12 protein-coding genes are annotated in these 17,089 nt (G+C 71.7%); 10 read left to right on the forward strand and 2 right to left on the reverse strand.

Annotated features, from left to right (window positions below; translation table 11 throughout):
* The first annotated feature begins 21 nt into the window (after positions 1–21).
* Positions 22–5,931, forward strand: coding sequence for a fibronectin type III domain-containing protein (locus KYX17_RS09790; RefSeq protein ID WP_243226804.1), 5,910 nt, complete (start codon positions 22–24; stop codon positions 5,929–5,931).
* Positions 5,932–5,989: 58 nt separating this feature from the next.
* Here the strand turns inward: KYX17_RS09790 and KYX17_RS09795 are convergent, their stop codons facing one another.
* Both KYX17_RS09795 and KYX17_RS09800 read right to left on the reverse strand, forming a co-directional pair.
* Complete coding sequence (locus tag KYX17_RS09795) at positions 5,990–6,187, reverse strand: hypothetical protein (protein WP_243226805.1); 198 nt, start codon at positions 6,185–6,187, stop codon at positions 5,990–5,992.
* A gap of 176 nt (positions 6,188–6,363) precedes the next feature.
* Positions 6,364–7,815 (reverse strand): polysaccharide biosynthesis tyrosine autokinase, encoded by a 1,452-nt coding sequence (locus tag KYX17_RS09800; RefSeq protein WP_243226806.1) that lies wholly within the window; start codon positions 7,813–7,815, stop codon positions 6,364–6,366.
* A gap of 203 nt (positions 7,816–8,018) precedes the next feature.
* Here KYX17_RS09800 and KYX17_RS32010 point away from each other — a divergent pair, with 203 nt between their 5' ends.
* From KYX17_RS32010 to KYX17_RS09840, 9 genes are all read left to right on the forward strand, one after another.
* Entirely contained in the window at positions 8,019–8,153 is a 135-nt protein-coding gene (locus KYX17_RS32010; protein ID WP_283818112.1) for a hypothetical protein, read from the forward strand.
* Positions 8,150–9,334, forward strand: a complete 1,185-nt coding sequence (locus KYX17_RS09805; protein WP_243226807.1) for a sensor histidine kinase — start codon at positions 8,150–8,152, stop codon at positions 9,332–9,334. The genes KYX17_RS32010 and KYX17_RS09805 overlap by 4 nt, the downstream gene beginning before the upstream one ends.
* A gap of 128 nt (positions 9,335–9,462) precedes the next feature.
* Entirely contained in the window at positions 9,463–10,434 is a 972-nt protein-coding gene (locus KYX17_RS09810; RefSeq protein ID WP_243226808.1) for a hypothetical protein, read from the forward strand.
* A gap of 5 nt (positions 10,435–10,439) precedes the next feature.
* Entirely contained in the window at positions 10,440–12,068 is a 1,629-nt protein-coding gene (locus tag KYX17_RS09815) for a hypothetical protein (RefSeq protein ID WP_243226809.1), read from the forward strand.
* Positions 12,065–12,790: an ABC transporter ATP-binding protein gene (locus KYX17_RS09820; protein ID WP_243226810.1), complete on the forward strand. Its 726-nt coding sequence runs from the start codon at positions 12,065–12,067 to the stop codon at positions 12,788–12,790. The genes KYX17_RS09815 and KYX17_RS09820 overlap by 4 nt, the downstream gene beginning before the upstream one ends.
* A complete protein-coding gene (locus tag KYX17_RS09825; RefSeq protein WP_243226811.1) occupies positions 12,787–14,070 on the forward strand; it encodes an ABC transporter permease in 1,284 nt (427 codons plus the stop codon). The genes KYX17_RS09820 and KYX17_RS09825 overlap by 4 nt, the downstream gene beginning before the upstream one ends.
* Positions 14,067–14,873 (forward strand): hypothetical protein, encoded by an 807-nt coding sequence (locus tag KYX17_RS09830; RefSeq protein ID WP_243226812.1) that lies wholly within the window; start codon positions 14,067–14,069, stop codon positions 14,871–14,873. The genes KYX17_RS09825 and KYX17_RS09830 overlap by 4 nt, the downstream gene beginning before the upstream one ends.
* A gap of 330 nt (positions 14,874–15,203) precedes the next feature.
* On the forward strand, positions 15,204–15,779 hold the full coding sequence (locus tag KYX17_RS09835) for a phosphoribosyltransferase family protein (RefSeq protein WP_243226813.1): 576 nt from the start codon (positions 15,204–15,206) through the stop codon (positions 15,777–15,779).
* Positions 15,776–17,074, forward strand: a complete 1,299-nt coding sequence (locus KYX17_RS09840; protein ID WP_243226814.1) for an amidohydrolase family protein — start codon at positions 15,776–15,778, stop codon at positions 17,072–17,074. Before KYX17_RS09835 ends, KYX17_RS09840 begins: the two co-directional genes overlap by 4 nt.
* Positions 17,075–17,089 lie beyond the last annotated feature (15 nt).

A 17,089-nucleotide genomic window follows, 5' to 3' on the forward strand; every position in this document is an offset into this window, starting at 1 on the left:
CGGCGCTACTTGGGGGAACTCATGGCATCACGCCATGGCGCGCGCTCGCGCCTGTTCACGTCATTCGCGGCCTTCGCGGCCACCATCGCACTCGTCGTCACCGGCGCGACCGGCGCCGTCGCCGTCGCCGACGACACCGTGCCGGAGCCGACGCCGACCGTCACCTCGACGCCGGTCGAGACGGTCGCGCCCGAGCCTGCTCCCGAGGAGCCGGCGGCCCCCGAGGCCCCTGCGCCCAGCACACCCGTGGAAGCGCCGATCGCGCCGGCCGAGCCCGAAGCCCCGGATGCCGCGCCCACCGCACCCGAGAACGGCTCGGTCGCGCGGAGCGGTGCGCCCGAGGAGCTCGTCGGTGCCGCGGCGGTGCAGGCAGCATCCTTCACCTACGAGACCGAGGACCCGCGGAGCATCGACGGCACCGAAGGAACCCCCGGCGTCGTCACCCTCACCGGCCGCGTCGTCGACGCCGGCTCCGGCGCCCCGGCTGCGCAGGTGCCCGTCTGGGCGGAGTTCGCCGGAGACGGCGTCATCCCCGACGACGCCGTCTACACCACCGCCGACGGCCGGTTCACGCTCACGCTGCTGACAGACCAGTGGTACGGCGTCAACGTCGGCCCCGCATACGAGACGAAGTACCTGCGCGGGTTCGGCTCGCTGGAGGACCTGACGCTCGGCTACGCCTACGACCTCGGTGACCTCGGTGTCGCGAAGGGGGCGCTGCTCACCGGCGTGCTCACCGCGCCCGCTGCCGCCACCGGACCGTTCTGGCACCACGTCGCCGCCGTCTCCGACGACGTCTCCAGCGGCTGGAACGGCATCGTCACCCCCGGGGTGCAGACCACCTGGCAGACCGTCGTGCCGGCCGGCACGTACCGCGTGAAGCTCTCGGACGGCTCGTCGTTCCGGGAGGCATGGTGGAACGGAGCTGCGACCGAAGCGTCGGCCACCCCCATCACCGTCACGGTGGGCGAGACCGTCGCCGGCCTCGACGCGGTGCTCAGCTACGGCGACACGAGGATCTCCGGCGTCGTGCGCGACACCGCCGGCCGCCCGCTCGAGGGGGCCACCGTCGCGGCATCCGCCCAGAACGGCAGCTGGAGCTACTCGCGGGCCAAGACCGACAGCCAGGGCCGCTACGTGCTCGGCAACCTCATCGCCGCGCCGTACCGGATCGACGTCAGCCCCAAGCAGGGCGACGGCCTGCACACCTACTACGGCGGCGAGACCTACGACACCGCGACGCTCCTCCAGGTGGTGGCAGGCGCGTCGCTGACCGGCATCGACGTCACCGTGGAGCGGGGTGGCGCCGTCACCGGTACGCTGCCCGGCGGCGGCACCGGCATCACGTCGCTGTACCTGGTCGAGGCATCGAACACGAACATCAGCGCCGCATGGGCCACCCGCGACGGTGCTGCGTTCACCTTCTTCGACGTGCCGCCCGGCACCTACCGGTTCGCCTACTCCGCCGGCGACGTGCGCACCGTGTGGGGGGACCCGTTCACGGTCACCGCGGGGGAGACGGTCACCCTCGACCTCGCCGGTATGCCGGCGGCCACCACCACGAAGCTGACCGTCACGATCGACATGGCCACGGAGGGCTACCCGACGGTCGCACTCATCGACCCGGCCACGTCGGGGGAGATCGCCACGCGTTGGTTGAGCCCGTCGACGACGCAGGCCGTGTTCGACGTGCCGGCCGGTGACTACATCGTGCGGTACTCCGACTCCTCGACCGGCACGACCGTGTACTACGACGGCGCGAACAGCCTCGCCGCTGCCACTGTGGTCACCGTCGCCGACGAGCCGGTCAGCATCCTCATCAGCGGGGGTACGGGCACGATCAGCGGCGAGATCACGGATGCGGCGGACGGCGAGCCTGTCGAGGGTGTCACGCTGCAGCTCTACCGCGCCGACAACACGAACACCTCGTCCCCGATCGCGTCGACCGTGACCGACCGGGACGGCCGCTACGCCTTCAACCGTCTCGGCGTGAACAACTTCGCGCTGAAAGCGGTCGGCGGGGCGACCCTCTACATCGACCGGTGGTTCGGCGGCGACGGGACGCAGCAGGACGCGTCCGCGATCTCTCTCGATGCCGACGAGACCTACGACACCGCCGACATCGCGATGACGCTCGGTGGCGGGGTGTCCGGCACGTTCCCCGAGGCGTCGTCGTTCGAGACGACCGCCTGGGTGTCGCTCTCGCTGTCGCCCACCGACGGCGACTACCGCGCCTACAGGTCGGTCTACACGAGCCTGTCGTCGTTCCTCGACGACGAGGGCACCTGGTCCGTCTTCGGCCTGGCCCCGGGTGACTACTCCGTGAACGGGTCGATCGGCTCGGCGCAGGTCCGCGCCGCTGGGACGATCACCGTGACCGCGGGCGCCGTCACCGACGGCATCGTGCTCGAGGTCGTCCCGCCGCAGATCTCCGGCACCGTGCGTGCCGCCGACGGGACGCCGATCTACGCACAGGTGCGCGCGGAATGGACCGAAGGGAACGAGGACTCCAGCTGGTCCAACTCCAGGTCCACGTATTCGGACTCCAGCACCGGCGCGTACCAGCTGTCCGGGATCCCCGACGGTGCAACGGTGTACTTGCACTTCCAGCCCTGGTACGCGAGCACGAACGCCACCGAACGGTGGTGGCGCGACGCCGCAACCCGCGAAGACGCCGAAACGATCGTCGTCGGCGGCGCACCGGTCACCGCTGACATGACCCTCCCGGCCGGCGTCATCGTCACGGGGCGCCTCGTCGACTCCGTCGACCGCAGTCCGGTCAGGGACGCCTCGGTGCATCTCGAGGACCGTTCCTCGGTATCCACCTCCGCGACCGGAGCCTTCACCTTCTACGTGCCCGCAGCCGGTGAGTATGCCCTCAGTATCGGGGCGTCCTCGACGCACGTCGCGACCGAGACGACCATCACCGTCCCGGCAGACGGCCTCACCGGTCTCGAGATCGCACTGGAACGCGGCTACCGCATCACCGGCACGGTCTCCGCGGCCAACAACGGCGCCGCACTCTCGGGCGTCTCGGTCTACGCCTACGACGCCGACGACCGGTGGAGCAACACGAACTGGTCGTACAGCTCCAACTCCGACGGCGGTTTCGCGACCCAGGCGCTGCGCCCGGGCCGGTACAAGGTCGAGTTCTCGAACTGGTCCGGCCTGTACGTGACGCAGTGGTACGACGGTGCCGACGAGTTCGACGACGCGCAGGTCATCGAGATCGTCGACCGCGACATCACGAACCTCGACGTGCGGATGTCGCTCGGCGGCACCGTGAGCGGCCGCATCCTCGGTCCCGACGGGGCGCCGCTGTCGGCCGCGACCGTCGGCGTGGCGACCGCGCCGGAGACGAACGTCTTCGCCCGCATGTTCGGCGCGTTCGCCGCGTTCGTGACCGGCGCCGCGCCGACCAGCCCGATCCTCGACATCGAGGTGACCACCGACGAGAACGGCGACTTCCAGCTGCCGCCGCTGCCGCCGGGCGACTACACGCTGTACGTGTACCACCCCGAACTCGGCACCGTCTGGTACGACGACAAGCCGACGCGGGAGACCGCCGACATCATCCACATCTCCGGTGGTGCGCGCGTCCAGCTCCCCGAGGTGGAGGTGCCGGAACTGCCGGAGGGTGCGACCCCGCTCACGCCCGAGCAGTCGCTCAGCGAGACGTTCCAGCTCGTCGCCGGCCCGCAGAGCGCGACCGTCACCGAGGGCGCGGAGGTCTCGTTCGAGGCGATCGCCTCTGGCATCCCGGTGCCCACGGTCCAGTGGGAGCGCCGCGACGCCGGCAGCGACACCTGGACCCCGATCGAGGGCGCGCAGTCGCCAACGCTGTGGCTCGACGCGGCCGGCCTCGACGACGACGGGGCGCAGTTCCGTGCCGTGTTCACGCAGGGCACCGACACCATCGAGACGGATGCGGCGACCCTCACCGTCACCGCAGCGCCCACCGCGCCGAAGGCCCCGGCCGCCCCGACGGTGAGCGACCCCACCACCACCGAGGCGACCGTCACCTGGACCGCCCCGGCGAACGGTGGCTCACCCATCACCGGGTACGAGATCGTGCTCTACGAGGCGGGGGAGGACAACCCGCTGCGCACCATCCCCGTCGGTGCCGTGACCACGCAGAAGATCGGCGGACTCGAGCCCGGCACCGGGTACGAGGTCACGGTCGCCGCACGCAACGTGCTCGGCACCGGCGCAGCATCCGCCCGTACCCCGTTCGGGACGAAGGCGCTCACCGTGCCGGGGGCCCCGACGGACGTGAAGGTGACGGCCACCACGCCCGACTCCCTCGCGCTCAGCTGGACGGCGCCGACCGACGACGGCAACAGCCCCATCACGGGATTCCGGGTCACCGTGAAGCCCGCGGGCGGCGACCCGTTCAGCAAGATCGCGGCAGCGAACGCGACCGGCATCGTCATCGACGAGCTCGACGCCGACACGCTGTACGAGCTCACCGTGCGCGCGGTCAACGCCGTCGGCGAGGGCGCACCCACGATCATCTCCGGCCGCACCGACGTGCAGCCCCCGGTGATCACCGTGCCCTCCGCACCGGCCGGTCTGCGCACCACCTCGGTGACCTCGACGACGGCGACCATCGTGTGGAACGCGCCCGAGGACGACGGCGGTTCGCCGGTGACCTCGTACCTCGTCACCGTCACGGTCGGCGACCGGCCCGCCGACGCGGCGGTCGTGGTCGACGGGCGCACCGCGCTCATCGCCGACCTCGACCCGTCCACGGCCTACGCCGTGACCGTCAAGGCGGTCAACGAGGCCGGCACGAGCGCGGCATCCGAGCCGCTGCCGTTCACCACCGAGGCGCCCCCGGTCACCGTGCCCGGCACGCCCACGGGGGTCGATGCGGCCGCCATCTCCGACTCGGAGATCACGGTCGCCTGGACAGCCCCCGAGGACGACGGCGGCGCACCGGTGAGCTACCAGGTCGACGTGCGCAAGGGCGGCGACCTCGTGCGCAGCGTGACCGCCACGGAGACCACCGCCACGGTCGACGGGCTCGACGCCAGCACCGAGTACGCGGTCACCGTCACGGCGCGCAACAAGGCCGGTGCGGGTGCCGCATCCGTCCCGGTCACCGTCACGACGAACGACGCGGCACCAGTCGCGACCGTCCCCGGCGTGCCCGGGCCGGTCTCGGCGGCGGGCTACCCGCTCGTGCCCGGCGCAGTGAATCTGGTGTGGACCGCGCCGCTCTCGGACGGCGGTTCGCCGATCACGTCCTACGTCGTGCGGGCGTACCCGGCCGAGGGCTCGCCGCTCTCGTACACCACGACCGGCACGATGGCGACCATGGGCGGGCTCGAGCCCGGCAAGGCGTACACCTTCACGGTCGCCGCGGTGAACGCCGTCGGTTCCTCCGAGGAGTCGGTGGGCGTCAGCATCCCGCTCCCGGGGGTCGACGCCGGCGGGCAGGAGCCCGGTTCGGGCGAGGAGCCGGGCTCGGGCTCGGGCGATGGCTCCGGCGCCGGGCAGGGGCCGGTGGTTCTCGCGCCGACCGGCGGCGCCCCGGTCGCACCGAGCGAGTCCGGCCTGAACGACGCCAACCGCGGTGACCTCGGTCTCGACCTGAGCCGCGTTCCGGCGGGCGGCACGCTCACCCTCTCGGGGCTCGTGCCGGGGCAGCAGTACGACGTGTGGTTCTTCTCCACACCGACATACGCCGGCTCCCACACCGCCGACGCGCAGGGGAAGATCGTCGTGAAGGTGCCGGCGAGCCTGGCAGCTGGCACCCACACCGTCGTCGTCACCTCGTCCGGCACGGTCGTTGCCTGGCGGACGCTGACCGTGACCGGCCTGCCCGCGACCGGTGCGGACGCGCCGATCGGGCTGGCGGTGGGCGGCGGGATGCTCCTGCTGTTCGGTCTGGCGTGCGTGATCGCCGCACGGCGGCGCCTCGTCTGACGAGCGAGCACACACCGAGGGGTCGGGCCTGCGGGTCCGGCCCCTCGGTCGCGTGCGGTCAGCGCGCGATGCCGCTGATGAGGCGTCCGGCGTCGAGGTCGCGCTGCGCCACCGACGGTGCGCCGAGGATGACGCCGACGACCGGGGCGTCCCCGGCGTCGCTGCGGAACGCCAGGTTGTAGCCGGCGGCATCCGTGTGCCCCGACTTCGCCGCCACGATGCCGAACTCGCCGATCAACCCGTGGGTGCTCGGCACGAGCCGCGGCTCACTGTCCAGGGTCGGGCGGGGTGCGCGGGTTCAGCGCGAACACCGCGAGCGCGATGGCGGCCACCGCCAGGACGGAAACGAGAACCCCCGTCAGCGCGCGTCTGACGGGGGTGGAGCGATGAATCGGGCGACGACGTGAGGACATCGCACGAACGCCTCTCTGCTCAGGAGCCCTTCACGAGCTCGTCGAGGCTGGCGTCATCCTCCGGCGCCCGCTTGCGTGAGTTCTTCTTCGGCGCCGGCTCCGGCGGGGTGCCGTACGTGCCGTAGCCGCCGTACCCGTAGCCATAGCCGTACCCGTAGGCATCCGGCCCGCGGGTCGGAACCATGCTCATGACGATGCCGCCCACCTTCGCGTCGACCGTCTCGAGAGCCGTGAGGGCCGCGGTGAGCTGACCCGTCGTCGTGCGACCGGCGGCCACGACGAGGATGGCGGCGGTGGTCTCACGCGAGAGGATCGCCGCATCCGTCACCGGCAGCAGCGGCGGAGCATCGAGCAGCACCACGTCGAAGTCGCGGCTGATCGCCTCGAGCAGCTGCGCCATCTGACGCGAGCCGAGCAGCTCGCTGGGGTTCGGCGGCACCTTGCCGGCCGGCAGGACGAACAGCGGACGCTTGCCCCAGGGGAGCATCACGTCGCCGACCTTCGCGCGGCCGATCAGCACATCCGTGAGACCCGCTCCGCCCTCGATGCCGAGATACTCGGCCACCTTGGGCTTTCGCAGGTCGGTGTCGATGAGGGCGACGCGCTTTCCCGCATCCGCCAGCGCGATCGCGAGGTTCACGGTCGTGGTGGACTTGCCCTCGCTCGGGATGGAGGAGGTGACCACGAAGGAGTGACCGCCGTCCATCTCGATGAACTGCAGGTTCGTGCGCAGGGCACGGAACGACTCCGACCGGGTGTTGTACGGATCGGCCTGGATGATGATGGGCCGCTCCGCCGCCTTCGGGTCGTACGGGATCGCACCGAGGATCGGGCGGTCGGTGATCTGGTTGACGTCGCGGATGGTGCGGATGCGGGAGTCGAGGACGGTCCGCAGCACCGCGATGCCGATGCCGACGGCGAGGCCGATGAGCGCCCCGAGTGCGAGGTTCAGGGGGACGTTCGGGCTGACCGGGACGTTCGTGGGGATTGCCGTGCTCGCCGTCGTGAGGCGCACCGGGCTCTCGCCGCCGGTGGACGGTTCGATCTCCTCGACCGCGAGCGGCAGCTGGGCCGCCACGGCGTTGGCGATGTCGGCGGCCTGGACGGGGTCGGGATCGGTCACGGCGATCGTGATGAAGGTGGTGTTGAGGGTGCTGCTGACGTTGACGCTCTTCGCCAGAGTGCCGGCGGTCACGTCGAGTCCGAGATCGCGAATGACGGGATCGAGCACGAGAGGCGTCGTGGCGACGTTGACGTACGTCGCAACACGCTGCTGAGTGAACGTCGATCCCTGCGAGATCTCCTGCACGCTGCCGCTGGACTGGGTCGAGACGACCACCGAGGCCTGCGACTCATAGAGGGGCGTGCGGGTCAGCGAATATCCGGCGGCCGCCCCCAGCCCGACGAGAGTTGCGACGACGATGATCAGCCAGTTCTTCCGCAGAACCCGGATGTAGTCGCTGAGTTCCATGGTGCCTCTCAGATCGGGAGTATCGGGCACCATCCTGCCACAGACCTTATTTCGGGCCGGTGAACGATGACGCTCATCGGACACCCCGGCCGTGGCCGGCGCAAGGGGAAATACTCAGCTGCGCGCGGCCGGAACGTGGACGGGGTCTACATTTTTCATTGCGGCCTCCTGGGGGAGCCGCATCTTCTGGGGAAGGGCGTGCGATGTCTCTCGCGAGTGCTGCCGCATGGGCGGCTGCGGCGACGCAGGGTCTGCCGTGGGTCTGGGGTGCGCTGGGCGTGGTGGGATTCGCGACCCTGGTGACCATCGTCGTGCGCGGGCGTCGCGAACGAGAGTGACCGCGCCCGTCCCCGCCCGATCGATCCGCCGTGCCCGTCGCGCCGGATCGATCACCGTCTCCCCGCTCGCGCGGGCGGCCGCATCCGAGGAACGCGCGCTCTCGCGCATCATGGTCGGCGCGACCGCGCTCGTCTCGGCGCTGGGCGCGGTGCTCGCCAGCGTGCAAGCCGTGCTCGTACTCGGCGTCGTCTCCGACGACATGCGCCAGCTCGCTCCGGACCCGCTCTCCGAGGTCATGCTGCGATGGGCGTACAACTTCACCGCCGTCGCGATCGTGGTCGGCGGCGCGTCGCTGCTGCGCCCCGAGCGGCGGGGGACGCGCGCCCGGGTCGCCGTCGTGCTCTCGCTCGCCGTCACGGCCGCCGTCATCCGATCCGTCTTGCAGGTGCTCAGCGGGGTGGTGGATGCGGGCTCGGCGGGCGCGATGCGCGTGGTCGGCCTGGAGACGGCGATGAGCTTCCTCCTGGCGCTGCTCGCTCTCGGCAGCGGACTCCAGTTCGCCGACCTCTGGCGTCGCGCGCGCGAGGCGGATCTGACCCGTATCGAGGCGCAGGAGAGAGCGCTGACCCTCATGGACGATGTGCGCGCGGAAGAGCTGCGAGTGCGCAAGGACGTGGCCGCCACGATCCACGGCGCGGTGCAGGGGACGTTCGTCGTGCTCGAGGCGGAGCTGCGCGACATCGCCGCGGGGATCCCGACGCCGCAGCGCATCACCGAAGTGGCCGACACGCTCGCCCGCCTGCGCGAGCATGAGCTGCGCGCTCTGAGCGAGCGGCTGTACCCCGTCGATCTCGACCGGGGGCTGGCGCCCGCGGTGCGGGCGCTCGCGGCCCGCACTCCTGCGCACGTCGAGATCGTCGACGAGGCGTCGCCGCTGCTCGCGGTGCTCGGTGCGCGCATCGACAAGCGGATGCGGATCGTCGTGGTGCGAGTGTTGGAGGAGGGGCAGACGAACGCGCTGCGCCACGGCGGCGCGCGCCGCATCCGACTCGCCGCGCGCATGACCCGTGGCGTGCTGCTGCTCGAGGTCGTCAGCGACGGTGTCTCACCCGCCGCGGACGCGCGGATGTCGGGACTGGCTCGCCTGCGCCAGCAGCTCGATGTCGTCGGGGGAACCCTCGAGCTCACGGCGGGCGCCACAGGCGGTGCGGTGCTGCGCGCGCGACTGCCGCTGATCTGAGCGGCGCGACACCTTATCCGATCGGATGGGGCGGATGCGCGGCGTCTTCCCAGATGGGAAGACGTTATGCGATCCCTAAGCTGAGCATGTGCGTCGTCGCATCGGCGCCGGTGACCTATGGGGGAATCATGGTTCGTTCACGCCTGCTCGCCATCGCGCCGCTCGGCGTCGTCGCGGCGCTCGCTCTGGCCGCCTGCTCACCCGCCGACGGCGACAAGGGTGATGACCGCCCCGAGTCGCCGCTGTCGGCCTACCTGTCCTCGATCTGGGGCGGTGATCTGTCTCCCGAAGAGCAGGAGGCGCGCTTCACCGAGCAGCAGAAGAAGTCCGAGGAGCTCGTGGCGCAGTGCATGTCGGAGGAAGGCTTCGACTACACGCCCAACATCCAGTCGGTCTCCTTCAGCAGCGGCGAAGACGTCGAATGGAAGCCGGACGACCGCGACTGGGTGACCCAGTACGGCTACGGCATGGTCAACTACCCCGGCCGCGACGAGACGCCCACCGACCAGGAGGAGTACGTCGACCCCAACCAGGACTACGTCTCGAGCCTGTCGGAGTCGGAGCAGGCGGCGTTCTACGAGGCCCTGTACGGTCCCTCCCCCTCCGAGGAGGAGCTGAGCGAGGACGGCTCGTACGAGTACGACTGGACGAAGGCCGGCTGCCAGGGCTGGGCGCAGCACGAGTCCGGCGCCAACCCGATGATGGACGAGGAGTTCGAGGCCATCAACGACGCGATCAACGACTTCTACACGAAGATCGCGGACGACCCGGGCTTCTCGAAGATCGATGCGGAGTGGGCGTCGTGCATGGCGGATGCGGGCCACTCCGGCTTCGCCAAGCAGGCCGATGCGCAGACGAGCATGTCCGACAAGCTGAACGAGTACTACAGCGCGCAGACGGCCTTCGTCGAGGACGACCCGAAGCTCAAGGAGCTCGGCGAGGAGGAGATCGCGCTGGCGATCGCCGACCTGGATTGCCGTGAGAAGACGAACTACCGCGACCAGTACGAGAAGGTGCAGTTCGCGCTCGAGGAGCAGTTCATCGCCGACAACAAGGCCGACCTCGACGCCCTCAAGGCGGCCGCCGAGCAGGCGAGCTGACCGAGGTGGCCCCGACGAGTGTCGATCCCGTCCCCGACGACGCCGCTGACGATTCCGCGCTGACGCGCGAGCTGCTCGGCGAGGATGCGGCCGCATCCGCCGTCGAGGCCGAGGATGCCGGAGCTCCCCGCGGACGCTTCGCCGCCCTGCGCGGGTGGGGGCGCGTGTTCCGCGGCAACCGCCCGCTGTGGATCACCGCCGCGGTCGCGGTGGCGAGCCTCGTGATCGGACTGCTCGTGGGGACGTTCGTCGTCTCGCCGGTGGAGGCGGCGTCCCGCGCCGACGCGCCGGAGCCGGGACTCATCACGGTTCCGGTGGAGTTCGGTGAGCTCAGCAACGACGTGACCATCCGCGCCGATGTCGGTTACGCAGACGCGGTCGAGGTGACCATCGACACGGCCACCCTGTCGGGGCCGGCTGTGGTCACCGGGCAGGTGCCCGAGGTGGGCGCCGAGCTGAACACGCTGTCGATCGCGCTGGAGGTCGCCGGACGCCCGGTGATCGTGCTGCCGGGAGATCTGCCCGCGTACCGGAGCCTGCGCTTCGGCGTCTCGGGGCCGGATGTGGTGCAGCTCAAGAACGCGCTGCGCAGCGTCGGCATCGACGGGGGAGACCCGGCCTCGAACGTGTTCGACGCCCAGACGGCTGCGGGGATCACGGCGCTCTACGCCGCCGTCGGCTACCCCGCGCCCTCCGGGGACGAGGGGGCCGCCCAGGCCGTGAGCGCCGCCGAGGCGGGGGTGCGCTCGGCCCAGCAGGCGGTCGCCGCGGCCCAGGCCGACCTGGCCAAGGCGCGCTCCGGTGCCGACGTCGTCGCCGTCAAGACCGCCGACAACGCGGTCGCAGCAGCCCAGCGTGCGGTGAACGACGCGATCGCGGCGCACAAGTCCGCATCCGAGATCGCCGATCTGCAGGACACGCTCGCGCTACGCCAGCTCGAGCGTCAGCAGCTGGATGCGCCCGCCGACACCTCCGCGCAGCGCGCGGCCGTCGACGCTGCGAACGCGCAGGTGCAGCAGGCGCAGCAGGACCTGCAGCGTGCCCGGGAAGGGTCCCTGGCGTTCCTGCCCTCATCCGAGGTGCTGTACCTGATGGGCCTGCCGCGTCGCGTCGACGCCGTCAACGTCACTCGCGGTGCGGTGCTGCAGGGCGCCGCCATGACCGTGTCCGGAGCCAGCGTGCGTCTGACCGGATCGGCGGGCGAAGCGGACGCGGCCCTGCTGCAGGTGGGCGGCGAGGCGAGTTTCGAGCTGCCCGACGGCACGCCCCATCGCGCCGTCATCACCGCTCTCGCTCCCAGCACGAGCAAGGACTCGACGGGACGGTGGTCGATCGAGCTGGAGCCCGACCCGCTGACACCCGAGCAGATCCAGCAGATGCAGGGCTCCAACGTGCGTGTCGCCATCCCCGTGGGTGCGACCCAGGGAGAGGTGCTCTCGGTCCCCGTCGCCGCGCTCACCGCGGGTCCGGGCGGCGAGGCGCGGGTCGAGGTCGTCGAGGGAGATCCCCGCGACCCCGACGCGAAGACCCGCCTGGTCACGGTGAAGACGGGACTCGCCGCCAGCGGCGCGGTGGAGATCACTCCGCTCGAAGGCGCCGTCGACGAGGGCGACCTCGTCGTGGTCGGACGATGACTCGGACCGCGGCCGTGGCGGATGCGGCCGGGATCGATGCGGCGCCCGCGGCGCCGCTCGTGCAGCTGCGCGATGTCACCCGATCCTTCCCCGGACCTCCCGAGGTGCAGGCGCTCAAGGGGATCAACCTCACGGTCGAGCGGGGCGACTACGTCTCCATCGTCGGTCCCAGCGGTTCCGGCAAGTCCACGATGCTGAGCATCCTGGGGCTCCTCGACCGACCGAGCGTCGGGGAGTATCACCTCGACGGCGTGCTCACCTCATCCCTCGACGAGGACAGCAGGGCCGCCGTCCGGGCACGCCGTATCGGGTTCGTGTTCCAGGCCTTCCACCTCATGTCGCGACGCACCGTGCTCGACAATGTGCTGATGCCGATGCTCTACAGCGGCGTGCCGCGCGCCGAGCGCGAGGATCGTGCCCGCGCGGCGCTCGAACGCGTGGGGCTCGGCGGGCGCACCGGCTTCCTGCCGGGGCTTCTCTCGGGCGGTGAGCGCCAGCGCGTCGCCGTGGCGCGCGCGGTCGTCAGCCGGCCGAGCCTGCTGCTGGCCGACGAGCCCACGGGGAACCTCGACCGACGCACCTCGGACGAGGTCATGGACCTCTTCGACGAACTGCGCGCCGACGGGCTCACTCTCATCGTCATCACGCATGACGATGCCGTCGCCGCCAGGGCGAGTCGCCGCGTGCGGATCGCCGACGGCCGCCTGAGCGAGGTGGCATGAGACGCCGCCGCGCCGCCGCCCGCGAGCGCGTGGACCTCGGCGCGCTGGTGCCGCCGACTCGCCGCGCCGACCGGTTCACCTCGCAGGACCTCGTCGCCGAGGCGACCGCCGACATCGGCTCGCGGCCCGCGCGGCTGATCATGACCATCGCCGGTACCGTGCTCGGCATCGGCGCGCTCGTCGCGACCCTCGGATTCGCGCAGACGGCCGCGGGCCAGATCGCCCGCCAGTTCGACCAGGCGGCGGCCACGCGGGTGGAGATCACGCCGGCCGAGGCGCGCACGCAGTCCGGCACCTCCGTCGCCACGGCGCGTCTGCCCTGGGACGGCGCGGAACGGGTGGAACGCCTTGCGGGCGTGGTCGCCGCGGCGACCCTCGCCGAGGTGACGCTGCCCGCAGGCGCTGCGATCACCGCGGTGCCCGTGTACGACCCGTCGGCCGCATCCGCCGCTCCCGCTCCGGTCGTGGCCGCATCCGAGGGTCTGCTCGACGCGCTCGGCGGACGGGTGACCCAGGGGCGGATGTTCGATGCCGGGCACGACGCGCGCGGCGACCGCGTGGCGGTGCTCGGAGCCCGCGAGGCCGATCGGCTCGCCATCAACCGCGTCGACAGTCAGCCCTCGATCTTCATCGACGGACTCGCGTATGCGGTGATCGGCATCGTCGACTCGTTCGAGAGACGCGCCGACCTGCAGGACGCGGTCATCATCCCGGTGGGCACCGCGCGCGCCGACTTCGCCCTGGCCGCTCCCGGCAGCATCCAGGCGCGCGTCGACGTGGGGGCGGGGCCGCAGATCGGCGAGCAGGCTCCTCTCGCGCTGGCGCCCGATGCTCCGGATCAGATCAAGGTGGCCGCTCCCAGCGGACGCAGCGACGTGAGCCAGAACGTGCAAGCCGACGTCAACGTCGTGTTCATCGCGCTCGGTGTGATCGTGCTGCTGGCGGGAGGACTCGGCATCGCCAACGTCACCCTGCTCTCGGTGATGGAGCGCACGCCCGAGATCGGCCTGCGCCGGGCGCTCGGGGCGACACCGCGGCAGATCGCGGGCCAGTTCATCGCGGAGTCGGCGATCATCGGGATGCTCGGCGGGATCATGGGCTCGGCGGTGGCGGTGCTCTCGGTCGTTCTCGTGTCGGTGATCGCGGGGTGGAGCCCGGTGATCAACCCGCTCGTCGCCGTGGGAGGAGCGTTCCTCGGCGCGGTCGTGGGACTCGCCGCCGGGTGGCTGCCCGCGCGGCGCGCCGCTCGCATCGAACCCATCGCCGCGCTGCGGGGATGAGCCGGGCGGCCGGTGTGGGGCGCGCGGCCAGCGCGGTGGCTGCGGTGGCCGCGGTCGGCGCCGGCGTCTGCGCGATTCTCCTCGTGCTCCTCGACAGCGTCGGCGCGGTCGTCGCGGGCTCGTACGGCGCCCCGACGGTGGTCGCATCAGCATCGCGCGCACAGCGGAGCGCGCAGGCACTTCAGACCGCGGTGCTCGTCCTGGGGACCGCGCTGGCGGCATCGCTCCTCCTCTTCGCGTTCGTGCGCCGCCGGTCCCGTCGGTGGCGGGCGACGTCGATCATCTGCGGCACCCTCTTCTCTCTCGCCCTCATCGCCGAGCTCGTGGTGATGCCCGCGGCGATCGAGCAGGCGGCCGATGACGCTGCGCGGCTCGCCGAGGGGAGGCCCGTGGGCGTGGTGGCCGAGCCCACGCCGTCGCCCGATCCCACGGTGCCGCCGCCGCTCACCGCAGACGCGGCTCGCGCCGAGATGCGGTCGCTCATCGAACGCAGCGTTGCGGCGGCGGGCGGAACACCCCTGGGTGTCGGCGGCGCGGAGCTCGCCGCATCCGACATCCCGTTCGATGCGGCGCCCTGCGCAGACACCGGCACGCGGTTGAGCGCACAGTTCTCGATCCGCGCCGACGATCCCGACGCCGCCGTGGCACGACTGCTGCGGATCTGGGACGACGCGGGCTACGCCCCCGACCGGGCGATGCAGCAGGACATCCGCTACAGCGAAACCCTGCCGGTGGAACGCCTCATCGTGCGGGCCGCCGACCCCATCCGCGTGTCCGTCGAGAGCGCCTGCGCCATCCCCTGACGGGGCTGTGGTCCGGCATCCGTCGGGCCCGAACTCCTGCAGAATCGGCGATTCGGGGGGTGGATGCCGCGGCGGACTGCGGTTCTGCAGGAGTTGGGGCTGCGGGCGGTGCGGCGTGGGAGAACGGGCTGCGGGCGGTGCGGGGAAACGGGTGCGGGCGTGGGGTGCGGGCGTGGGGCCTGCCGGGGTGTCGTCCCCGGCCCCGCGTGCCTGAACTCCTGCAGAATCGGCGATTCGGGGTCGGATGCGGCGGACTGCGGTTTTGCAGGAGTTGTGTCACAGGGCGGGGCGCGAAACCGGGGCGACACACGCGCGGCGTAGCCTCCGGACATGCCCGCAGATACCTACCTCGCTCAGGTCGGCAGCCAGCAGATCACGCTGCCGATCATTCCCGTCTCCGACGACCTGTCGATCGCGCTGATGATGGTGATCGATCACGGGGTGCGCTTCGCCGAGACGGCCGGGCGCGAACTCGCGGAGCAGTTCGCGGATGCGGGCGTCGATGTCGTCGTGGCGCCGGCGACGCTCGGCATCCCCGTCGCGATCGAGGTCACTCGCGCCCTCGGCCTCGACGACTATGTGATCCTGCAGAAGACCCGCAAGGTGCACCTCGGGGATGCGCTGGAGGAATCCGTGCACGCGATCACCAGCACCACGGGCGCCGCTCTGCTGCTGGACCGGGCGCGTCTGTCGGCGGTCGCGGGCAAGCGCGTGCTGTTCGTCGACGACGTGATCTCCAGCGGCTCGTCGTCCGGCGCCGCGCTGCGCCTGCTCGAGAGGGCCGGCGCCGACATCGTCGGCATCGGTGCGCTTCTGGCCGAGGGGGAGGGGTGGCCGGAGGCGCTCGCGCCGTACGTCGATCGCGTCGCGGTGCTGGGGCGCATCCCGGTGTTCCCGCGCGCGTGAGCGTCATCGACCTCGTCATCGACGACGCCGTCGTCGTCACGATGGATGCGGCGCGTCGTGTCGCGCGGGGATGGATCGCGATCCGCGACGGCGCCGTTGCGGCCGTGGGTGAGGGGCCCGCGCCCGCAGCGAACGAGCGGATCGACGCGCGCGGCGGCATCGTGCATCCGGGATTCGTCAGCGCGCACACCCACTCCATGGATGCGGCCGCCGCCGGCTCGCTGGATGTGTCCGCACCGTTCTTCGACTGGCTGTTCGGCACGTACTACCGCACCGTGCTCGCCCTCACTCCCGCGGATGCCGCGCAGGCGGTGCATCGTCTCGCGGCGGATGCGGCTCGTGCCGGCATCACGACGGTGCTCGACTGCTGGGGAGTCGGCGACGTCGGCACGCGTCGCGCCGACGCGGCCTTCGCCGCGAGCGCGGCGGCCGCGCGGACGTCCGGGATCCGGTGGATCCTCGCGCCGATGGTGTCCGATCGTCTGCCCGAACAGTGGGACCCGTGGCTGCGGGCGGCGGAACGCGCGGGCGGCTTCCGCCGCGAGGCGCTCGTCGCCCCCACCGAGACCGCTCTGCGCTTCGCCGCGTCTGCCCTGGACGCCGCGGCGGGCCGGCTGTCGGTGTTCGCCTGCACGGAGCTTCCCGAGATGGCGTCGGACGAGCTCTTGAGCGGACTCGCGGGCCTCGATGCGCCCGGAGTGACGACCCACCTGTGCGCCTCCGACGCCGGGGCTGCCGGCATCCTCGGGCCGGACGGGCGTGGCGAGCGGGCTGTCGCCCGTCTGGAACGGCTCGGAGTCCTCGGCCCGCGCCTGGTGGGCGCGCATCTGAGCGCCACCGACGCGGACGACAGGGAGCGGCTCGCGTCCCACGGATGCGGCGGGGTGCACTGCGCGGCGTCGTCGATGTATGCCGGCTCTGGCCGCAGCGCCCTCGGGGAGCTGCGCGAGTCCGGCATCGGCATCGGCCTCGGCCTCGACAACCGCAGTCTGAACACCCCCGCGGACATGGTCGCCGAGATGCGCCACGCGCTCGCCTTCGATCGTGCTGTCGGCACCGGGGCGCGGCGGGTGACCGCATCCGATCTGCTGGCGCACGCCACGATCGACGCGGCGGGGGTGGTGGGGATGGCGGAGCTCGTCGGCTCCCTCGAGCCCGGCAAGCGCGCCGATCTGGTGCTCCGGGCCGCATCGGACTCTCGGTCGATGCCGCCGGAGGCGCAGATCGTGCTGGCTTCTCGTCCTGACGACGTGCAGCTGGTGCTCGTGGACGGGGAGCCCGTCTTAACCCGATGATCGCGCCCGGACCGG

This window comes from Microbacterium sp. CIAB417 (genome assembly GCF_022788845.1).